This window comes from Methylobacillus pratensis (genome assembly GCF_054072455.1).
The window spans coordinates 20,462-36,220 of the sequence record NZ_JBSUSR010000005.1; the positions used below are offsets into that span (position 1 = coordinate 20,462).

General features: G+C 57.3%; 16 protein-coding genes. 2 read left to right on the plus strand and 14 right to left on the minus strand.

From position 1 onward, the window contains the following. Nucleotides 1–10 precede the first annotated feature (10 nt). From ACW4YW_RS11060 to ACW4YW_RS11075, 4 genes are read right to left on the minus strand one after another with little or no spacing between them, the layout of a single operon-like run. The gene (locus tag ACW4YW_RS11060) at nt 11–640 is read right to left on the minus strand and encodes an amino acid kinase family protein (protein WP_457137592.1); all 630 of its coding nucleotides are present in this window, start codon (nt 638–640) and stop codon (nt 11–13) included. Next, on the minus strand, nt 627–2,012 hold the full coding sequence (gene pabB / locus ACW4YW_RS11065; protein ID WP_457137593.1) for an aminodeoxychorismate synthase component I: 1,386 nt from the start codon (nt 2,010–2,012) through the stop codon (nt 627–629). The genes ACW4YW_RS11060 and pabB overlap by 14 nt, the downstream gene beginning before the upstream one ends. Further along, complete coding sequence (locus ACW4YW_RS11070) at nt 2,006–3,085, minus strand: hydantoinase/oxoprolinase family protein (RefSeq protein WP_457137594.1); 1,080 nt, start codon at nt 3,083–3,085, stop codon at nt 2,006–2,008. The genes pabB and ACW4YW_RS11070 overlap by 7 nt, the downstream gene beginning before the upstream one ends. Continuing rightward, nucleotides 3,078–4,076, minus strand: a complete 999-nt coding sequence (locus tag ACW4YW_RS11075; RefSeq protein ID WP_457137595.1) for an ATP-grasp domain-containing protein — start codon at nt 4,074–4,076, stop codon at nt 3,078–3,080. Before ACW4YW_RS11075 ends, ACW4YW_RS11070 begins: the two co-directional genes overlap by 8 nt. A 37-nt stretch (nt 4,077–4,113) precedes the next feature. Between ACW4YW_RS11075 and ACW4YW_RS11080 the strand changes: the two genes are divergently transcribed. Beyond that, nucleotides 4,114–4,818 (plus strand): HisA/HisF-related TIM barrel protein, encoded by a 705-nt coding sequence (locus tag ACW4YW_RS11080; RefSeq protein WP_457137596.1) that lies wholly within the window; start codon nt 4,114–4,116, stop codon nt 4,816–4,818. An 88-nt stretch (nt 4,819–4,906) separates the two neighbouring features. Here ACW4YW_RS11080 and fae read toward each other — a convergent pair whose 3' ends face one another. The 10 genes from fae to ACW4YW_RS11130 all read right to left on the minus strand — a co-directional run bounded on the left by fae (nt 4,907) and on the right by ACW4YW_RS11130 (nt 14,232). Then, complete coding sequence (gene fae / locus ACW4YW_RS11085; RefSeq protein WP_230347420.1) at nt 4,907–5,443, minus strand: formaldehyde-activating enzyme; 537 nt, start codon at nt 5,441–5,443, stop codon at nt 4,907–4,909. Nucleotides 5,444–5,793: 350 nt separating this feature from the next. Then, nucleotides 5,794–6,339, minus strand: a complete 546-nt coding sequence (gene hxlB / locus ACW4YW_RS11090) for a 6-phospho-3-hexuloisomerase (protein WP_457137597.1) — start codon at nt 6,337–6,339, stop codon at nt 5,794–5,796. 117 nt (nt 6,340–6,456) lie between these two features. Continuing rightward, the gene (gene hxlA, locus ACW4YW_RS11095; protein WP_309565474.1) at nt 6,457–7,086 is read right to left on the minus strand and encodes a 3-hexulose-6-phosphate synthase; all 630 of its coding nucleotides are present in this window, start codon (nt 7,084–7,086) and stop codon (nt 6,457–6,459) included. A gap of 144 nt (nt 7,087–7,230) precedes the next feature. Further along, entirely contained in the window at nt 7,231–8,181 is a 951-nt protein-coding gene (gene tal / locus ACW4YW_RS11100) for a transaldolase (protein WP_457137598.1), read from the minus strand. Nucleotides 8,182–8,315: 134 nt separating this feature from the next. After that, the gene (locus tag ACW4YW_RS11105) at nt 8,316–9,161 is read right to left on the minus strand and encodes a triphosphoribosyl-dephospho-CoA synthase (protein WP_457137599.1); all 846 of its coding nucleotides are present in this window, start codon (nt 9,159–9,161) and stop codon (nt 8,316–8,318) included. Beyond that, nucleotides 9,158–10,084 (minus strand): ATP-grasp domain-containing protein, encoded by a 927-nt coding sequence (locus ACW4YW_RS11110; protein WP_457137600.1) that lies wholly within the window; start codon nt 10,082–10,084, stop codon nt 9,158–9,160. The genes ACW4YW_RS11105 and ACW4YW_RS11110 overlap by 4 nt, the downstream gene beginning before the upstream one ends. Further along, nucleotides 10,084–11,067, minus strand: coding sequence for a methenyltetrahydromethanopterin cyclohydrolase (gene mch, locus ACW4YW_RS11115; protein ID WP_457137601.1), 984 nt, complete (start codon nt 11,065–11,067; stop codon nt 10,084–10,086). Before mch ends, ACW4YW_RS11110 begins: the two co-directional genes overlap by 1 nt. Nucleotides 11,068–11,089: 22 nt before the next feature. After that, nucleotides 11,090–12,199: an ATP-grasp domain-containing protein gene (locus ACW4YW_RS11120; protein WP_457137602.1), complete on the minus strand. Its 1,110-nt coding sequence runs from the start codon at nt 12,197–12,199 to the stop codon at nt 11,090–11,092. Between the two features lie 26 nt (nt 12,200–12,225). Beyond that, on the minus strand, nt 12,226–13,137 hold the full coding sequence (locus ACW4YW_RS11125) for an NAD(P)-dependent methylenetetrahydromethanopterin dehydrogenase (protein WP_457137603.1): 912 nt from the start codon (nt 13,135–13,137) through the stop codon (nt 12,226–12,228). Between the two features lie 96 nt (nt 13,138–13,233). Further along, complete coding sequence (locus ACW4YW_RS11130; protein WP_457137604.1) at nt 13,234–14,232, minus strand: beta-ribofuranosylaminobenzene 5'-phosphate synthase family protein; 999 nt, start codon at nt 14,230–14,232, stop codon at nt 13,234–13,236. A 217-nt stretch (nt 14,233–14,449) separates the two neighbouring features. On the opposite strand from ACW4YW_RS11130, the gene ACW4YW_RS11135 reads away from it, so the two are divergent. Continuing rightward, the gene (locus tag ACW4YW_RS11135) at nt 14,450–15,745 is read left to right on the plus strand and encodes a formylmethanofuran dehydrogenase subunit B (protein ID WP_457137605.1); all 1,296 of its coding nucleotides are present in this window, start codon (nt 14,450–14,452) and stop codon (nt 15,743–15,745) included. The last annotated feature ends 14 nt before the right edge of the window (nt 15,746–15,759 follow it).

The window sequence follows — 15,759 nt, forward strand, 5'->3', positions numbered from 1 at the left end:
ATTGCCTCCTTTAATTCCAGGAACAACGCACCGGCAAGCCTACGCGCGTCAGTTCCTCTTCGCTAAAGCCGTCATTGAAAGCCACGCAATCCTGGCGCCCGACCACCCAGGTGTTGAACGCCCGGCCGGCAATATGATCGCCAAAAGCGCTGTCGACAAAGCCTTCCTTGGTCAGTTTTTCCAGAGATACTTGCTGGTCCGCATCGGGACGCGAGGATTTCACGAGAATCAAGTGTTCCGCATTGAGCTTGGCCGCAAGGTAGGCAGCCAGGCTGTCGGAAGTAATTCCCCAATTCATGGGGATGGTCTCATCGGCACAGATCATCTCGCTGGGGAGCCAGACGATGCCTCGGTGCTGCCAGCCGCGCTCGGCGATTTCCAGCTCGCTCTTGGCAGTGACCAAACGCGGGCTCAAGCCGGTCATCAGGACGCCATACTGGTCCATGGCCATGACCGCCATGCGGTGCGCAGTCGCGTCATCAATGCCGCTGCTGATCTGGGCATCGCGCACCGCATCGGCAAAGATTCCCCCTCCGGGCACGATCAGCACCTTGCCGTCGCCATGGCGCGCCACGACATCCAGCCAGAGATTGAGCTCGGACGAGCCCAGCAGACTGCCTCCCAGTTTAATTACCCACATCTTGGTCATCCCGAAAATGTTCAACGAGTTTTAGCATGGTTGATGCCTTGTCCCAGGTTTCGCGGTATTCTTTATCCGCTTCCGAATCCGCTACGATACCACCTCCAGCCCAGAAGCGGATTTCCCCGTGCGAATAAACCGCAGTGCGGATCGCAATATTGGTATCCATATTGCCGTCGAACCCGATGTAACCGATGGCGCCGCAATAGACGCCTCGCCGATGCGGCTCCAGTTCCTCGATGATTTCCATTGCCCTGAGTTTGGGCGCCCCGGTGATGGAACCGCCGGGGAATGCGCCGCGCAGCAGATCGACTGCCTCATATTGGTCAGCCAGCTTTCCCGTCACGGTGCTGACCAGGTGGTGCACGTTGGCATAGCTTTCGAGCACAAACAAGCGGTCGGCCCTGACCGAACCGGTGGCGCAGCTCTTGCCGATATCGTTGCGCAATAAATCGACAATCATGAGGTTTTCGGCCCTGTCCTTGAGGCTGCTTTTCAGGTCGGCCGCCTGGCGTGCGTCTTCGCCGGCATCGGCGGACCGTGGACGGGTGCCCTTGATCGGACGGGTTTCGACATGGCGGCCGCTGACTTGCAGGAAACGCTCCGGCGAATCCGACAGCACCTGCACGCCGGGCAGGTTCATGAAGGCCATGAAAGGCGCCGGGCCGATTTTGCGCAAATGTTGGTATGCCTGCCATGCATCGCCGCTAGCACCGGCGCTGAAGCGCTGCGCCAGGTTCACCTGGTAGCAATCGCCCTCATGAATATAACGCTGGATACGTTCAAAGGCATGCTGATAAGCGGCAACGTCGAAATTGGAACGTACCGGCGTATCGACGGCAAAACCGGGGACATCCTGCTGGCTAGCAGCCCCTTCAAACAATGCGCATAACGACTCCCAGCCGGCTTTGCGCTCTTCGGCGATCGCACAGCACACAAGCCAGGTTCGCTGCTTGCGGTGATCGACAATGACGGCCCAATCGTAAATGCCAACCATCATTTCGGGAATGTGCTCGCCATCCTGGGCCCGGTTGGGCAAGGATTCAATACTGCGCGCCAGGTCATAACCGAAATAGCCGACTGCCCCGCCGGTAAACGGCAGGTCCGACTGCAAGCGCGGATACTGTTGCAATGCCTGCTTCAACAACAGGAATGGGTCTTCATTGGATTCGTGCACGCCCTGCCAGTCGCGCATCTCGGTCGAACCGCCGCGCGTGGTGAACGTCACGACAGGATCGGCCACCATGATGTCATAGCGCCCGTACTCGTTGCCGGGTCGCCCGCTATCCAGGTAAATAGCCCAAGGCCGTTGTGCGATTTTCGCAAACAAGGAGGAGCTGTCGGCCAGATAGGGAAGCTCGCGCCTCAGCATGCTGCCTCCGTTCCAGATGCAGGAATACCTAGATTGGCGACGGCATAGGCAGGCAGGCAAACGCCTGCCCAATTCCTGACTGGATCCGACTCAGCCTTCAACAAGGAGCTGACCGCGATGAACTCATGGCCTAGCTGCTGCGCCAGCTCGCGCACCAGGAATGTCCCGGCCCCTGCGCCGATGAACGGCGTTCCAGGACGAATCAAATTGCGGGAAAGATTGCGCAAGGTCGCATGACGCAACAAGGCCAGCTGCTGCTGCTTGAACGCCTGCGCTAAATGCAACCAGGCCGCCTTGTCGGCATCGCCGGCATCCCGTCCCACCATTCTTGCGAGACGCCTGCTGGTTTCCTCGATGCTCTTGCCAGCACCATCCGCCGTCGCCGCCATATCCTCTGCCGCCTCTAGCTCGCCAGTCAGCCGGTAAACATCGGCCGTTGTCGCAAAATGCTCAGCCGCCACATTGTGCCATTGCCCGGCGAACGGAATGCGGGAAGCCAACGCCATAAGGGAGGTACGCGCCACGCCGGTGTAGACCAGCTCCTCATGCTGCATGCGCTCCGCATCGGTCAGCCCGAGATTGGCGGGGCGGCCGTCCTGAAGCAGGACAAAATCCGCTGTGGTGCTGCCGATATCGATGAACAGGCCTTGCTTCAGCTTGCGTGCGACAAAAGCCGCGCTTGCCAGCCAATTGGCCGACGCAATCGCATTGGCGTTCGCCTGCACCTGCGCCAATGGCACAAAGCCGTTGGCGCCGGCAAAGAACAACACCTCCCCGCCCAGCCTGGCATGCGCCCGCGACGCGATTTCCCATACGCCGCTGGGCCGGTCAGGAAAAATATCCGCCAGCTCCCCGGTCATCGTCACGCTATGGCGAATGCCTTGAGGCGCGCCCAATTGGGCAAGTGCCGTATTCAACGCGGCATCAAATTGATCCAGGCCTTGCCATAAAGGGCATGGCACCTGCACCACCTTGACGGCAACGCCATCTGCGCGAACCAAGGCCGCTTTCAGATTGGCGCCACCAATGTCCCAACCAAGATACTGTTGGAAGGAAGGGGTTGTTTCACTCATTCAGATTGATTTCAATTCGGTTGCGCTGCAATCCAGCCGGCAGCTTGAAGGCCTCATTATAAAACAACTCCAACAGCAACCGCGCCGGGTTATGGTGAATGGCAGCCTGCAGCCCGGCGAAAGAAGTGGTCAGGCGCGGGTTCACCTCCAGCACATGCAAGCCGCCATCGTTGCCGATGATCAAGTCGACGCCCACATAGCCGAACAATCCCGGCATGGCAGCGGCAACCTGGCGGGCAACCAGGTCAAAACTGCTCCAATGCCCGATAGCGCCGTTCACGATGCCGCCGCGATAACATATTTTGTCCTGCTCGAACTCAATCAGTTGCTGATTGCACGTCAATAACCAGGCCTCGCCGCCACGGCAGAGCATGGTCAGGCTGGCTGGCTGCCCTTCCACATAAGGCTGCACGACATGATCCGCCGGCGCATCGCGCAGCCATTGCTCCAACGCATGGTCATCAGGGAAATATCTGGCGCCGTCGCAACTCACGCCGTCATCGGGCTTGGCCACCCAGGCATTGCCTGCACTATTGTCATCACTGGGGCGATGCGGAGCCAGCACCGTTTCCACGACGGACACACCCGCGGCATGCAATTGTTGATACGTCAGCCACTTGCTGCCGGCCACCCTGACTGCCTCGCTCGCGCTTGAAAGCAAGGGCTTGCCCGATGCTTCGGCCAGCTTCGTCAACTGCCACAAGGCGCCGGCACTTTCCGGCGCAACCGGCCACACCAGGTCTGCCTCTGCAATCAACGCAGCCCACACTTGCCATGGCACATCATCTTCTTTCAGCACATGGCACCGCGATACATGCCGCGGCAACGGCAAGCGCGCATCGTGCGCTGACAGGATTTCCGCGCCAGGAACACCGCTCACGGCATCCAACATGGCATCGCGCATCAGGAGGGCCTCCTGCGCCAACGATGCTGGAATGGGCTCGCGGTATAATCCCCCTGCGGTAAGGTATTCACATACCAGGATACGCATTGCGGCCGGCAACCCGGCCGAAGGAAAAGGAGCGTTTTTGCAAGTCATACCCGTGATTGATCTGATGAGTGGCGCCGTGGTGCATGCGCGCAAGGGAGACCGTGCGCACTACCAGCCGATTGTTTCCAACCTTTGCCACGGCAGCGAAGCTTCGGAGATTGTTCAAGCATTGCTGGGATTATACCCATTCCCTATCCTCTACATTGCCGATTTGGACGCGATACAAGGCCGCGGACACCATCGCAACCTGGTCGACACATTGCTTTCCCGACATCCCGGCCTCGAAATCTGGATTGATGCCGGCATCAGCTCCGTCGCAGATATCCAGCATTGGACGCATACACGCTTGCGCCCGGTACTTGGCACTGAAAGCATCCCTGACATAGTCGCTTGGCACCAGCTTGCCCAGGCATGTGCGGGCCGGCATATCCTGTCGCTGGACTTCACTGCGGCCGGGTATCAAGGGCCTCCCGAGCTATTGCACAACACAGCGTCATGGCCCCGGGACGTGATCGTCATGAGCCTGCCGCACGTCGGCAGCCATAACGGCCCCGACATGGATAAACTGATTCATTTCCACTCCCAGTGTCCCAAGTACAATTTCTATGCGGCTGGCGGCGTACGCCACTTGGGCGATTTGCAACTGCTGAACGAGAAAGGCATCAAGGGCACCTTGGTCGCCAGCGCATTGCACAACGGCAGCCTGGATAAAACCGCATTGCGCGCTTTGCTTGCCCCATAAAACAAAACGCCCTGATATCGGAATATCAGGGCGTCGATTCTGTGTTCCGATATCATGATGGCGATATCGGATCTCCCAGGCTAAAGGATTACTTAGCTTGGAATGGGTGAGCAGATTCCTTGTAGCTCTTCAGTACGTCAGCCACCTTAGGCTCACGTGCGACAGCGTTCTTGATCGCTTGCTTGGTAGCTTGGTAGTTCCACTCTTGGATACGCTCATCGATATCAGCACGGCTGTCGATGAACACGCCTACGGAGATGAATACGTCATCAGCTTCTTCTTGTGGAATTGTACCGTCAGCAACACAATCCATCACAGCCATCGCGATACCGCGTTGTGCTGGGCCGAACATCTGAACAGCTTGCTTGCCGTTCTTGATGGTAACCTTGTTGAACATTACGGTAGCAGGCTTCACCATCAGGTTAGGAGCCACGATAGCCAACAGACCGTTCACGCCTTCCTTCTGGTCGGTCAAGGTGCGGCAGAAAGCGTCTTCTGCAGCGCTACCGCGAGGTCCAATAATCAGATCGATGTGAGCTACGTTCAGCAGGTCCAGGCCACTGCCGTCAGGACGATTGTCAATAACAAGAGCTTCACCTACTAAAACGCGATCAATAACTGCCATTTCATTCTCCAATATAAAGTTTCCGTAGAAACACGTCGACATTGCCGGGTTAGCTATGCCATCTAACTGCTTTACGTCTGTTTAACGTCAAGCCTGAAAAGTTTGCAAATATTATACATAGTTTATGAAAACTATGTGAATTGCCACATAAATAATTTGCTTCCATACAAAATTAGCATCGGACCTATTCAGGCCTGCTCACCATGATGAGCATGAGCATATGCATGGTAACGGCGAGTTAGTGTGATACTTTAAATAGAAGTTCACACAAGATTGAACATTAAACAATAAAAAAAACCCGGAGGCCTTTCAGCGCATCCGGGTTTCAGCTTGGTTATTAAAACCAAGGCTTATTCGAGGTTGGCGTGGATCGCGCGCATGCCCTCTTCTGTCAGGCCCTTCTGGTCTACCAGCTTGGCAATGGTCGCTTCGAGGAACCACAATGTGGACAGTTCGAAAATGGTGCCCATAGGCAGGCCGTGCGTCTTGTCGAATACATGTGCATCGTTGCCGCCGACCGGCACCACTAGGTCAGCCAGTTCCGCCATCGGAGACTGCGCCTTCATGGAGATCACGATGATCTTGGCGCCTTGGCTCTTGGCCTTCTTGACCAGAGGCATCAGGGTTTCCGTGCTGCCGGAACCGGAGATCACGATGAAAAGATCGCCAGCCTGGATGCTAGGAGTAACAACCTCGCCTACCATGCTCACTTGATAGCCGGCATGCACCAGGCGCATGGCGAAGAAACGGGAAACCAGCAGGGAACGGCCAGCGCCACCGATAAAAGTGCGGCCGGCGGCATCAACCAGGCTCAGAATCTTGTCATCATAGCCTTCTGCTGTATTGTTGATTACATTGGTCAGTTTGCTGACCACGAGCTCTTGATATTTATTCATAGCATTCACCTTAATTAAACGATGATGAAATTCTAAAAGGCCATAATAAAAAATCCACCAACTTAGCTCGGAAGAGCTACGTATGGTGGATTTTTTTAGCTTGGCTTAAGCGAAAGATTACTTAGCCAGACCAGTGATTTCAGCAGCAGCAGCAGCTGGATCAGCAGCACCGTAGATAGCAGCGCCAGCAACGATGATGGTAGCACCAGCGTCCTTAACTTGCTTAACGGTAGCTGGCTTAACACCACCAGCGACGGAAACTTCCAGACCCAGGTTCAGACCGGTAACAGTCGACAGGTCAGCGAATGGAGTTTGACCAGCAGCTTGTTGGTCCAGACCAGTGTGAACGCCGATGATGTGCGCGCCCAGCTTAGCAACTTCCTTAGTACGAGCAGCCTTGTCAGCTACGTTGATCAGGTCGACTTGAGCCTTCTTGCCGTACTTGTTAGCAGCGTCAATCACACCCTTGATGGTACCCAGATCAGCTACACCCAGAACGGTAGCGATGTCAGCACCAGCCTTGTAGAAAGGCTCAGCTTCGTAGAAACCAGCATCCATGGTCTTCAGGTCAACCAGGATCTTGTTGTTAGGGAACTTTGCGCGCAGAGTTTCCAGCAACTTGATACCGTTGTGCTTGATACATGGTGTACCGATTTCGAGAATGTCAACGTGTGGAGCTACCTTTTCAGCCAGCGCAACGGTTGCGTCGAAATCCAGTGAATCTAATGCCATTTGTGTCAATGCCACGATACTTCCTCCAAAAGGGTTACAAATTGAGTACTACTGAAAATAAAAACTACTTTTTATACAAAAGCGGAACGGCAATGGTAATCGCCAAGAGCGCCGCGTGTCAACGTCAATGAGGCATTGACACGCAGGCGATTGAAGTCATTACAGCTTTTCAGCCAATGCCTTTTCCAGCTTGTTTTGGTCAACCACGAAACCGCGGATGCCTTCAGCCAGCTTTTCTGTCGCCATGGCGTCTTCGTTCTGTTCGAAACGGAACTCTTTTTCTGTCAGCAAGGCAGGACGCTGCTTGGTAGCACCGTTATCCACCAGTACGCGTGGCAGGTTGCCTTCTGTCGCCTTCAGCTCTTCCAGCAGGTTCGGAGACACTGTCAGGCGGTCGCAACCAGCCAGGGCAGTGATTTCACCGGTATTGCGGAAGGAAGCGCCCATGACGACGGTCTTGTAGCCGTGTTCCTTGTAGTATGCATAAATCCTGCGCACGGACAGTACGCCCGGATCGGTTTCAGCGGTGTAGGTTTCACCGGTCTTGGCCTTGTACCAGTCGAGGATACGGCCGACGAACGGGGAAATCAGGAACACGCCGGCTTCGGCACAGGCACGAGCCTGGGCAAAGCTGAACAACAGTGTCAGGTTGCAGTTGATGCCTTCCTTCTCGAGGATCTCACCAGCCTTGATGCCTTCCCATGTGGAAGCCAGCTTGATCAGTACGCGATCCTTGGAAATGCCGGCATCAGCGTACAGCTTAATCAGCTTGCGGCCCTTTTGCACCATTGCGTCGGTGTCGAAGGACAGGCGTGCGTCCACTTCGGTGGAGATCTTGCCAGGAATGTGCTTGAGGATTTCCAGACCGATCAATACAGCCAGCTTGTCGGCAGCGTCTTCGATTTGTTGTGCCTTGTCGCTGCTTTGGGACTTGGCGTAGGCAATTGCTTCATCGATCAGTGGAGCATATTGAGGAATGGTACTTGCCTTCAGCAACAGGGATGGGTTGGTGGTTGCATCGTAAGGCTTAACGCTCTTGATCGCTTCCACATCGCCAGTGTCCGCAACAATCGTCGTGAATTCCTTGAGTTGATCGAATAAATTAGCCATATTGCTCCTCCTTGAGAAAATACAGAAATATTACGCTTGAAAACTTGCTTGCCCGACTGGGAGGCTGTTCAGCCAAGAATAGGCCCAGGCCCCGCCAAAGGAATCGGGCTAGTATAACTGAATTTTATGCATAACTATAGATCATCGCGTCTCGACAACTCATACGCCAGCAAGGTGGCGACAGTCAGGTCTGCGCTGGTTCCTGGATTCAGGTTCCGCTCCTTCAACTCAGCATCAAACTGGAGCAATGCCCGCTGGTAAAGCTTGGGATTTTCCTGCGACAGCAACGCATGCAGATGCACAGCCGCCTGGCTGCTGACTTCTTCCGCTTGCGACTGGCCGTACTTGCGCTGGATATGGCTGTCGAGAAAGCGGCTTAACAGCGTCAAATAAAGCGCCGTTGTCGCCCAGGCAGGGTTCTGCCATTTCTCCATCGCCTGCCTATACGCGTCAAGGCCGACGCCAAACACATCCTCGAATCCGTGCGCATACTGCCAGGCAATACGATCCCGCCCGGCAGAAGCCTGCATTGCCTCAAGCAAGGTAATGCTCGGCGCTTCGCGCACATCATGCTCGCCAGCCTCGCCCAGGCCTCCAGGGGAAGCGCGGACGATGGCCTTGAATGCAAGCTCAGCGTCATGGACATCCAGTAGCGCCAGCACCTGCTGCAATTGTTGGCGCAGCGAACCCTCCGCATCAGACAAGGCGGCATGGATCAAGGGTGCAGCCAACAACACGATGCCGAGGTTGGTATTGCAGTCCACGACTTGCCAGGTGGCCTCTACGGATGCCAGGATGCGCTGCCCCACCGAAAGCCCCGGCTGCGCAATAACGCCGGCTACAGCATCGGCGCTGCGAATGAACTCCTGCACCACCATGCCGTGACCGTCGGCAAAGATATGCACATTGCCCGGCTTGAGGCTAGTCAGCTCCGCCATGCATGCCGCACGGAAGGCTTCGGCAAGCTGGGGACTGCTCATGAAACGGCCGTCAAGGCAGGTTGCGTATGGATGCGGGAGAGGAAATCGTCGACCAGGAGCTGCCCGATATTCAGGCCGGTTGCCCCTTGCAGGCCTTTCCATGCCGGGATGCTGTTGACTTCCAGCACATAAAGCTTGCCGGCACCGTCCCGGATGATATCCACGCCGCAATAGTCCACATCGACCGCCCTGGCAGCGGCCTCCGCCAGCTGGGCCAGCTCACCCTCGGTCGCAACCGCCTCGCAACGGCCGCCCTGGGCCACGTTATTCACCCAGTGGCTGCCATGGCGGATCATGGCGGCAACCGCCCGACCCTTGATGACGAACACCCGGTGGTCATGCCAGGCGCCCTCGCCGCTGTCCACATAAGCCTGCAGGTAGTACAGGCCGTCCACATATTGCTCCATGGGAATGGGGAAGGCGGTTTCGTGCGTGAGCTTGCGTATGCCCTGCCCTTGCGAGCCGAACAAAGGCTTGAGCACCAATTGCCGGCCGGCCATGGTTTCCCTGAGGTAGATTTCCTGCGCTTGGTAACGAGACTCGCAAACCCAGGTTTGCGGCGTCGGCACCTGGTTGAGGTGCAGCAGGAAGCTGGTCATGGCCTTGTCGACGGTGCGCTCGACTGCATGGCCGCCGTTATAGACCACCACGCCAAGCAGCTTGAGCGCATGCAGGATATCGAGCCGCGCAATCACGCGCTGCAATGTTCCGCCCGGCACGCCGCGCACGAACACGCCCTTTGGCAGGGCATCTTCAAACCCCGGGATCAGGACTGCCGGCTGGTTGGCACCAAGGCCGAGATTGAGCGCACAGTCCTTGAGCGAGACGAATACCGCCTCGTATCCACGCTTGGCAAACGCCTCCTTGAGGCGCTTGCCATGCCAGCCGGGATCATCGGTAAAAACCGGAATGCGGTGGTCCACTATGCGCTATAGCCGAACGACTGGTCCAACAGGGCAGCATCCAGCTTGCCGCCGGTGAAACTCTTGCCCGATTCGATGGCTGTCACCGTCACTGCGGCCGGACTGAACAACAAGGGGTCGATCTTGTAGAAATCCATGTTGACCGCCTTGAACACCTCGGCGAACGGACGGCCGTAGTCGCGGGAAGCGCTGCTTGGCAATTCCTTCGCCAGCTTGGCTGCCGCTTCGTCACTGCCCTTGACGAAGATATGCGCATGCCCGCCGAACAGGATGGCATCGTTGGTGCGGCCCATGCCGATGAGGAAATCAGGTGCCGGCGGCGGCAACGGCGCGCTCGCTGCGCCGTCGACCACGTGCTCCAGCGGGAAGTGCAAGGTATGGATCTTGTGCAATGCCACTTCCAACACGCGCGCCACAATCTGTACGGTGCCGGCCAGGCTGCGGGTCGGGGTCAGGATGAAAGTCAGGTTCTCCGCCTTGACGCCGGTATCGCGCGCAACCTTCTCGACCACCTCCTGCGGCGGCACTTTGTCGCTTTCGAGCACCAGCACTGCGGCATCGGCGCTGTCCTTGTAGCCCAGCTCCTTATACAACTCTTCACGGCCAGCCAGCGCACGACCCGGGCCGGAGCCCAGGGAGAAGAATTTTTCATGGGAAAGGCTCCAGCCGGCGTACTGGCTGCCCAGGCAGGAAAGCACAGGGTTGTTGGAATGCACGGACAGCGTCCATGGCCAGTGCGGGAAAGTGCTGGAGGAATGCAGGTTGACATGCCCGAGGCCGCCCATGCAGATTTCAGCGATCAGGCGCCCGGCTTCCAGGCCGCCCTCGGCCTTGATGCCCGCATCGATGACGGTCGCTCCGCTGGGCAGCTTTTCCACCAGCAGGCGCAGGGTCTTGGCATTATCCACCAAGTGCTTGACCAAGGGATTGGTGAGTTGGTTGACGCTAGGCCAATAACTGGTATCGATCACAGCCTCGGACATGGAGTTCTCCTAAATTTATCTATCAAGGGTTGGAATATGGTTGGAGCATAGCGCTCAATAATGTCATTCGTGTTCTTGCCAGCGCTTCGGCATCCTGCGCATTGTCGGCCTCGGCTTCAATGCTGCACAAGGGCATGTTCCGTGCGATGGTGCTGCCGGCCAAAGGCTTGTCCATCGTCCATTCCGGCCATGAGAAGCCGCCCGGAATGCGGATATCGAAAGGAGCGTAGAATACCAGATTCGCCGTTGCTTGGATTCGCCCGGACAACGTGAAACTGGCAGGCTGTCCCGATATATGGCAAACCAGCCACTCGGCCTGCATTTCCATTGGATACAGCCCCAGGCTGGAACTCAACCTCGGGTTGGCTTCCAGCACCCAGAATTGCTCGCCGTCCACGACCACATCCAGGCTGTTCAAGCCGCGCAAACCGAATGCGTCGGCCAGGCACCCGGCAGCGCGTATCAGTTCCTTAGTCACAGCCCCAGCCATTACGGCCGGTCCGGCGAGGCCGCCATAACGGTATGGCAGGGAATCCAGAGGAGACAATAACTGCCGCTGGAAACCTAGCGGTTGAATACCGCCCTCATACGCAAGAAACAGCAAGGAAAACGGCTGTCCATCAACCTTGCGCTGAAAATAGTTTTCTTCTCCCGCCGTCGACAATCCAGCCGGGACAATATGCATGCCGCCGCAGCCGCCCTGCCTTTTGCTCAGCCATTGCGCCGCCTCTGCAGCTGGCAGAGATTGAGCCAATGGCTGAGCAAAGCAAGTTTCCGGCACCGGGATGCGGTGCTGAACGCATGCCTGAAAAAAACGGCGTGCATCCTTGCAGGCGGCCACGGTTTCCGCAGAGTTGCCAACCAAGTCTACCTGCGAAGCAAGCTCGGCAATCAAGGCTGGCTGGGCTTCAAAACCGCTGCCGTACAGCAAGCGGCTGGCGCCGAACTCCTCAATCGCGGGCAGGAGGCAATCCCTCACGGCATCGGCAGAGAATCCTCGGCTGTCATAGTCCAGCAGCAAATGCCGGTCTGAGGCAAGCAAGGTATCCTCGTCACCAAAAACATCGGCAGCCAGGACTTGGAATCCTGCTGCCGAGGCTGCAACGACATAAGGGCGGGCATTCGCCGCCACGATCGCGATCTTGTTATTCAGCGTGATTACACGAGGTCTTTGCGTGCAAGTTCAAAAGCCGTCATGAAGTCGATGTAGACATGGCTTTGACCTTCCAGCATGCGCTTGAACAGGCGTTGCTGCGTCTGGTACTTGATATTGCCGATCGCCAAAGCGCCCACGCCGTAGATTTCCGTGCCTTCGATCAGCACGCCGTCGGCCATCACGCCTACGCCTTCCGCGCCGGTCGGCGGCACGGCATTCACATCGGCCACCACCTTCAGGGTCTTGGACTTCTTCATCTGCTCGATGGTCAGCACGCGCACGCCTGCCGCCGCGCAGCAAAGCGCAATGTCGGTGCTCGCCAGAATCTGCGTCTTCAATTCGTCGTTGCTGCCATCGACACAGACGATGCTGGTGCCGTAGCGCTTGTTGTAGGCTGCAGCCTTCTCTTCGACATCCGCCATGGTCTTGTGCGCCACCATCTGCACGGTTGCGCCATACTTGGAGGCGATCACGGCAGTGCAGCCGCCCACCGGGCCGGTCGCGCCGAATACGCTCACCTTGCGGCCCTCGAGAGTGCCGCCGAAGTTCTTGATCAGCAACTGCTCTACACGCGCCATCATTGCGGCAGAGGTAGTGAACGCGCCGGACGGGTCGGCAAACACGGAGATTTCAAAAGGCGGCACCATGGATTTCTTGGCGGTTTCCAGCATGTCCATCGCCAGATCCACATCGCGGCCGCCGATCAGCATGCCGGTGCGCCATACGCCGCGAGGACCGCGCGAGAAAATGGCATCTTGCACCAGGCCGGTGACTTCGTTCAATTGCACGTTGGTGTATTGTGCAATTGCGTCGTAGCCCGCATCGTACGCCATGTTCACGTCGAACGGACTGGCATTCTTCGATGGCGTGATAAAGTGTAGTACATAAGGCTTTTCCAATTTGTTCCCTTCCATTTCGCTTGCCCTCATTAATGCGGTACTTTACGTTGAGTAAATAATGGCTGTTGCCATTGTTTCAAAAACCTGATGGTTCCAAAAATCTTCAAGACACTATTCCATTGAGCACGAACTGATCTGCGCGCCTGAGTTGATCCCTCTGCACAACAAAAATTCCACTTCAGGAATATGGGAATATCGGGATTCTAGCGCTTCCAGCAGCACTCGTGCATCTGTTTCATCGGCACAGACGGCAAAACCTGTAGGTCCCCATGAGCTTTGGCCGACGCAATCGATGCCGTCGGCTTCCAATTGGGTCAGTATCCTTGAAATCACGGGACTGGCATATCGCCCGCCCTGAGCCGGAGCAAAATGGTCACCGGTGCGCCATTGCAGTTCGCGTATCGCCTGCCCGAAAGCGGGCAGATCATGCTCGGCCAGGGCAGGCAAAGCCTGCATCAGCAAATGGCGGCACAGCACCGCCGCGCTATCGGCGGGAAACTCCGGCAAGCGGCGGAACGCTTCACGCTCCTCCGCGCCATGCACGCCGGTATGACTGCGGTCGAACATGAGGATGATGCGCCAGCACTCAGGAAATTCGGCGCGGGCGATGATGGGCGGTACATCCGTGCCCTCGCCGCGGCCGCCGTCGACGATCACGCCGCCTTGGGCAAAAGTGCCCAGGCCGATACCGGAGCGCGCGCCACGCGAGGTGAGCACTGCGATATCACGCAGGTTCAGGCCAAGATTGAATAATCGGTTGATTGCGCTGCCGATGGCGAGCGACATCTGAGTGCCGGAGCCCAGCCCGGCATGTTCCGGAATCGCGTTCTCGATCTGGATATGCACGCCCTGGGATAATTGCAGCGCGTCGGCAATGGAAGTGGCGATTTTCAGCCCGCGCTTGGCGCCGGGGCCTTCCACCTGAATATCATATGCGGGAAAAGCGCGCAGGGAGGTCGCCGGTTGATCCAACGATACGCCGATACTTCCGAACTTGCGACCCAAATTACCGTTGAGATCAAAAAACCCCATGTGCAATCGTGCCGTGGTAACAACACTGACGCCCTGCTTATTGATGATGAATTCCTTCAGCTTGCGAGAAACCGGCACTTGTGATGCCAATAATCCGTTATTGTAGCCCAGCCTTATACAGTTTAAAAAGTTCGAGTAAGATTTTTATTCTCCTCCCTCAAGATAAAGTTTGTTGGCACAAAACGGCATGGTCGCGCTTGAAGCTGTTTTCGGGCAAGATCAAGGGGTATAATCTTGCAGCGTGCCTGACCGAGGCACGAACCTTGAAAAACTAACCAGTTTTCGGATGGAGAACATGACGCAATCAACCCAATTTCCGGCGGCATCGCTGGAAGCTGTGCCCTATCCTGCCGACGGACTATTGAGCGACGATCTCACGCTCTCGCGGGATGCCAACGGCAACTTATCACTGCAATCTCCGCACTGTCCCCAAAGCAAAGCCTTCTTCGAACAACCTTCCAGCAACGCCACTTCCGCCATCAATGGCGAGGCAGCCACGCTGGAAGCCGCCATCGAGAAAGCAAGCGGCCTGTTGCGCGGCGCGAAGCACCCCTTGTTGTCCGGCCTGGCGACAGACGTCTACGGCATGCGTGCAGTCATGAACCTCGCCGAAACCTCCGGCGCCACCATCGACCACATGAACTCCAAAAGCTCGATGAAGAACATCCTGGTCATGCAGAATTCCGGCTGGTTCGTCACCACACTGAGCGAAGTGAAGAACCGGGTGGACCTGCTGGTGGTGATTGGCACCGATATCGTCAGCTACTTCCCGCGCTTTTTCGAGCGCATGATCTGGAACAAGGAGGCAATGTTCACCGAGAACACCGCCGACCGCGAAATCGTCTATCTGGGCGGCCGCGACCTCAATACCGCGCCGGGCGTTTCGCCGAACGGCAAGCAACCCGACGTGCTGCCTTGCGACCTTGACCGCGTGCCTGAGGTGCTGGCCGCATTGCGCGCGATCGTCGCCGGCAAGCCGCTCAAGGCGGACAATGTCGCCGGCATCGCCCGCGAGTCGCTGGAAAAACTCGCAGAGCGCCTCAAGGCAGCCAAGTACAGCGTGCTCGCCTGGACCGGCAGCGCACTGGATTTCCCGCATGCCGAGCTTTCCATCCAGAACATCGTCGGCGTGGTGCAGGAGCTGAACAAGACCACGCGTAGCGCCGGCCTGCCGCTGAGCGGCAACGACGGCGACGTGACGGCCTACAACGTCAGCACCTGGATCAGCGGCTATCCGTTCCGCAACTCCTACCGCCGCGGCTACCCCGACTACGACCCCTACCACTACGACACCTCGCGCCTGCTGGCCGAGGGCGAGACCGACGTACTGGTCTGGATCAACAGCTTCAAACCGGAGCGCGTGCCGCCCAAGAGCAAGGCGCCCACCATCGTCATCGGCCATCCGGCCATGCAGTTCGAGCAAGCGCCTGAGGTGTTCATCCCGATCGCGATTCCCGGCCTGGAAGCAAACGGCGCGCAATTCCGCAGCGACAGCTCGGTAACGTTGCCATTGCGCAAACTGCGCGACACCAGCCTGCCCACACTCGCCGACGTGCTCTCTGCCATAGAGTCCGCACTCAAGGCCGCTTAAGCAAGTCAAGGAAC

Coding starts and splice junctions, on each gene's coding strand:
- ACW4YW_RS11060 (WP_457137592.1), bottom strand. CDS start 640: ATGTGGGTAATTAAACTGGGAGGCAGTCTGCTGGGCTCGTCCGAGCTC.
- pabB (WP_457137593.1), bottom strand. CDS start 2,012: ATGCTGAGGCGCGAGCTTCCCTATCTGGCCGACAGCTCCTCCTTGTTT.
- ACW4YW_RS11070 (WP_457137594.1), bottom strand. CDS start 3,085: ATGAGTGAAACAACCCCTTCCTTCCAACAGTATCTTGGTTGGGACATT.
- ACW4YW_RS11075 (WP_457137595.1), bottom strand. CDS start 4,076: ATGCGTATCCTGGTATGTGAATACCTTACCGCAGGGGGATTATACCGC.
- fae (WP_230347420.1), bottom strand. CDS start 5,443: ATGGCAGTTATTGATCGCGTTTTAGTAGGTGAAGCTCTTGTTATTGAC.
- hxlB (WP_457137597.1), bottom strand. CDS start 6,339: ATGAATAAATATCAAGAGCTCGTGGTCAGCAAACTGACCAATGTAATC.
- tal (WP_457137598.1), bottom strand. CDS start 8,181: ATGGCTAATTTATTCGATCAACTCAAGGAATTCACGACGATTGTTGCG.
- ACW4YW_RS11105 (WP_457137599.1), bottom strand. CDS start 9,161: ATGAGCAGTCCCCAGCTTGCCGAAGCCTTCCGTGCGGCATGCATGGCG.
- mch (WP_457137601.1), bottom strand. CDS start 11,067: ATGTCCGAGGCTGTGATCGATACCAGTTATTGGCCTAGCGTCAACCAA.
- ACW4YW_RS11125 (WP_457137603.1), bottom strand. CDS start 13,137: ATGGAAGGGAACAAATTGGAAAAGCCTTATGTACTACACTTTATCACG.
- ACW4YW_RS11135 (WP_457137605.1), top strand. CDS start 14,450: ATGACGCAATCAACCCAATTTCCGGCGGCATCGCTGGAAGCTGTGCCC.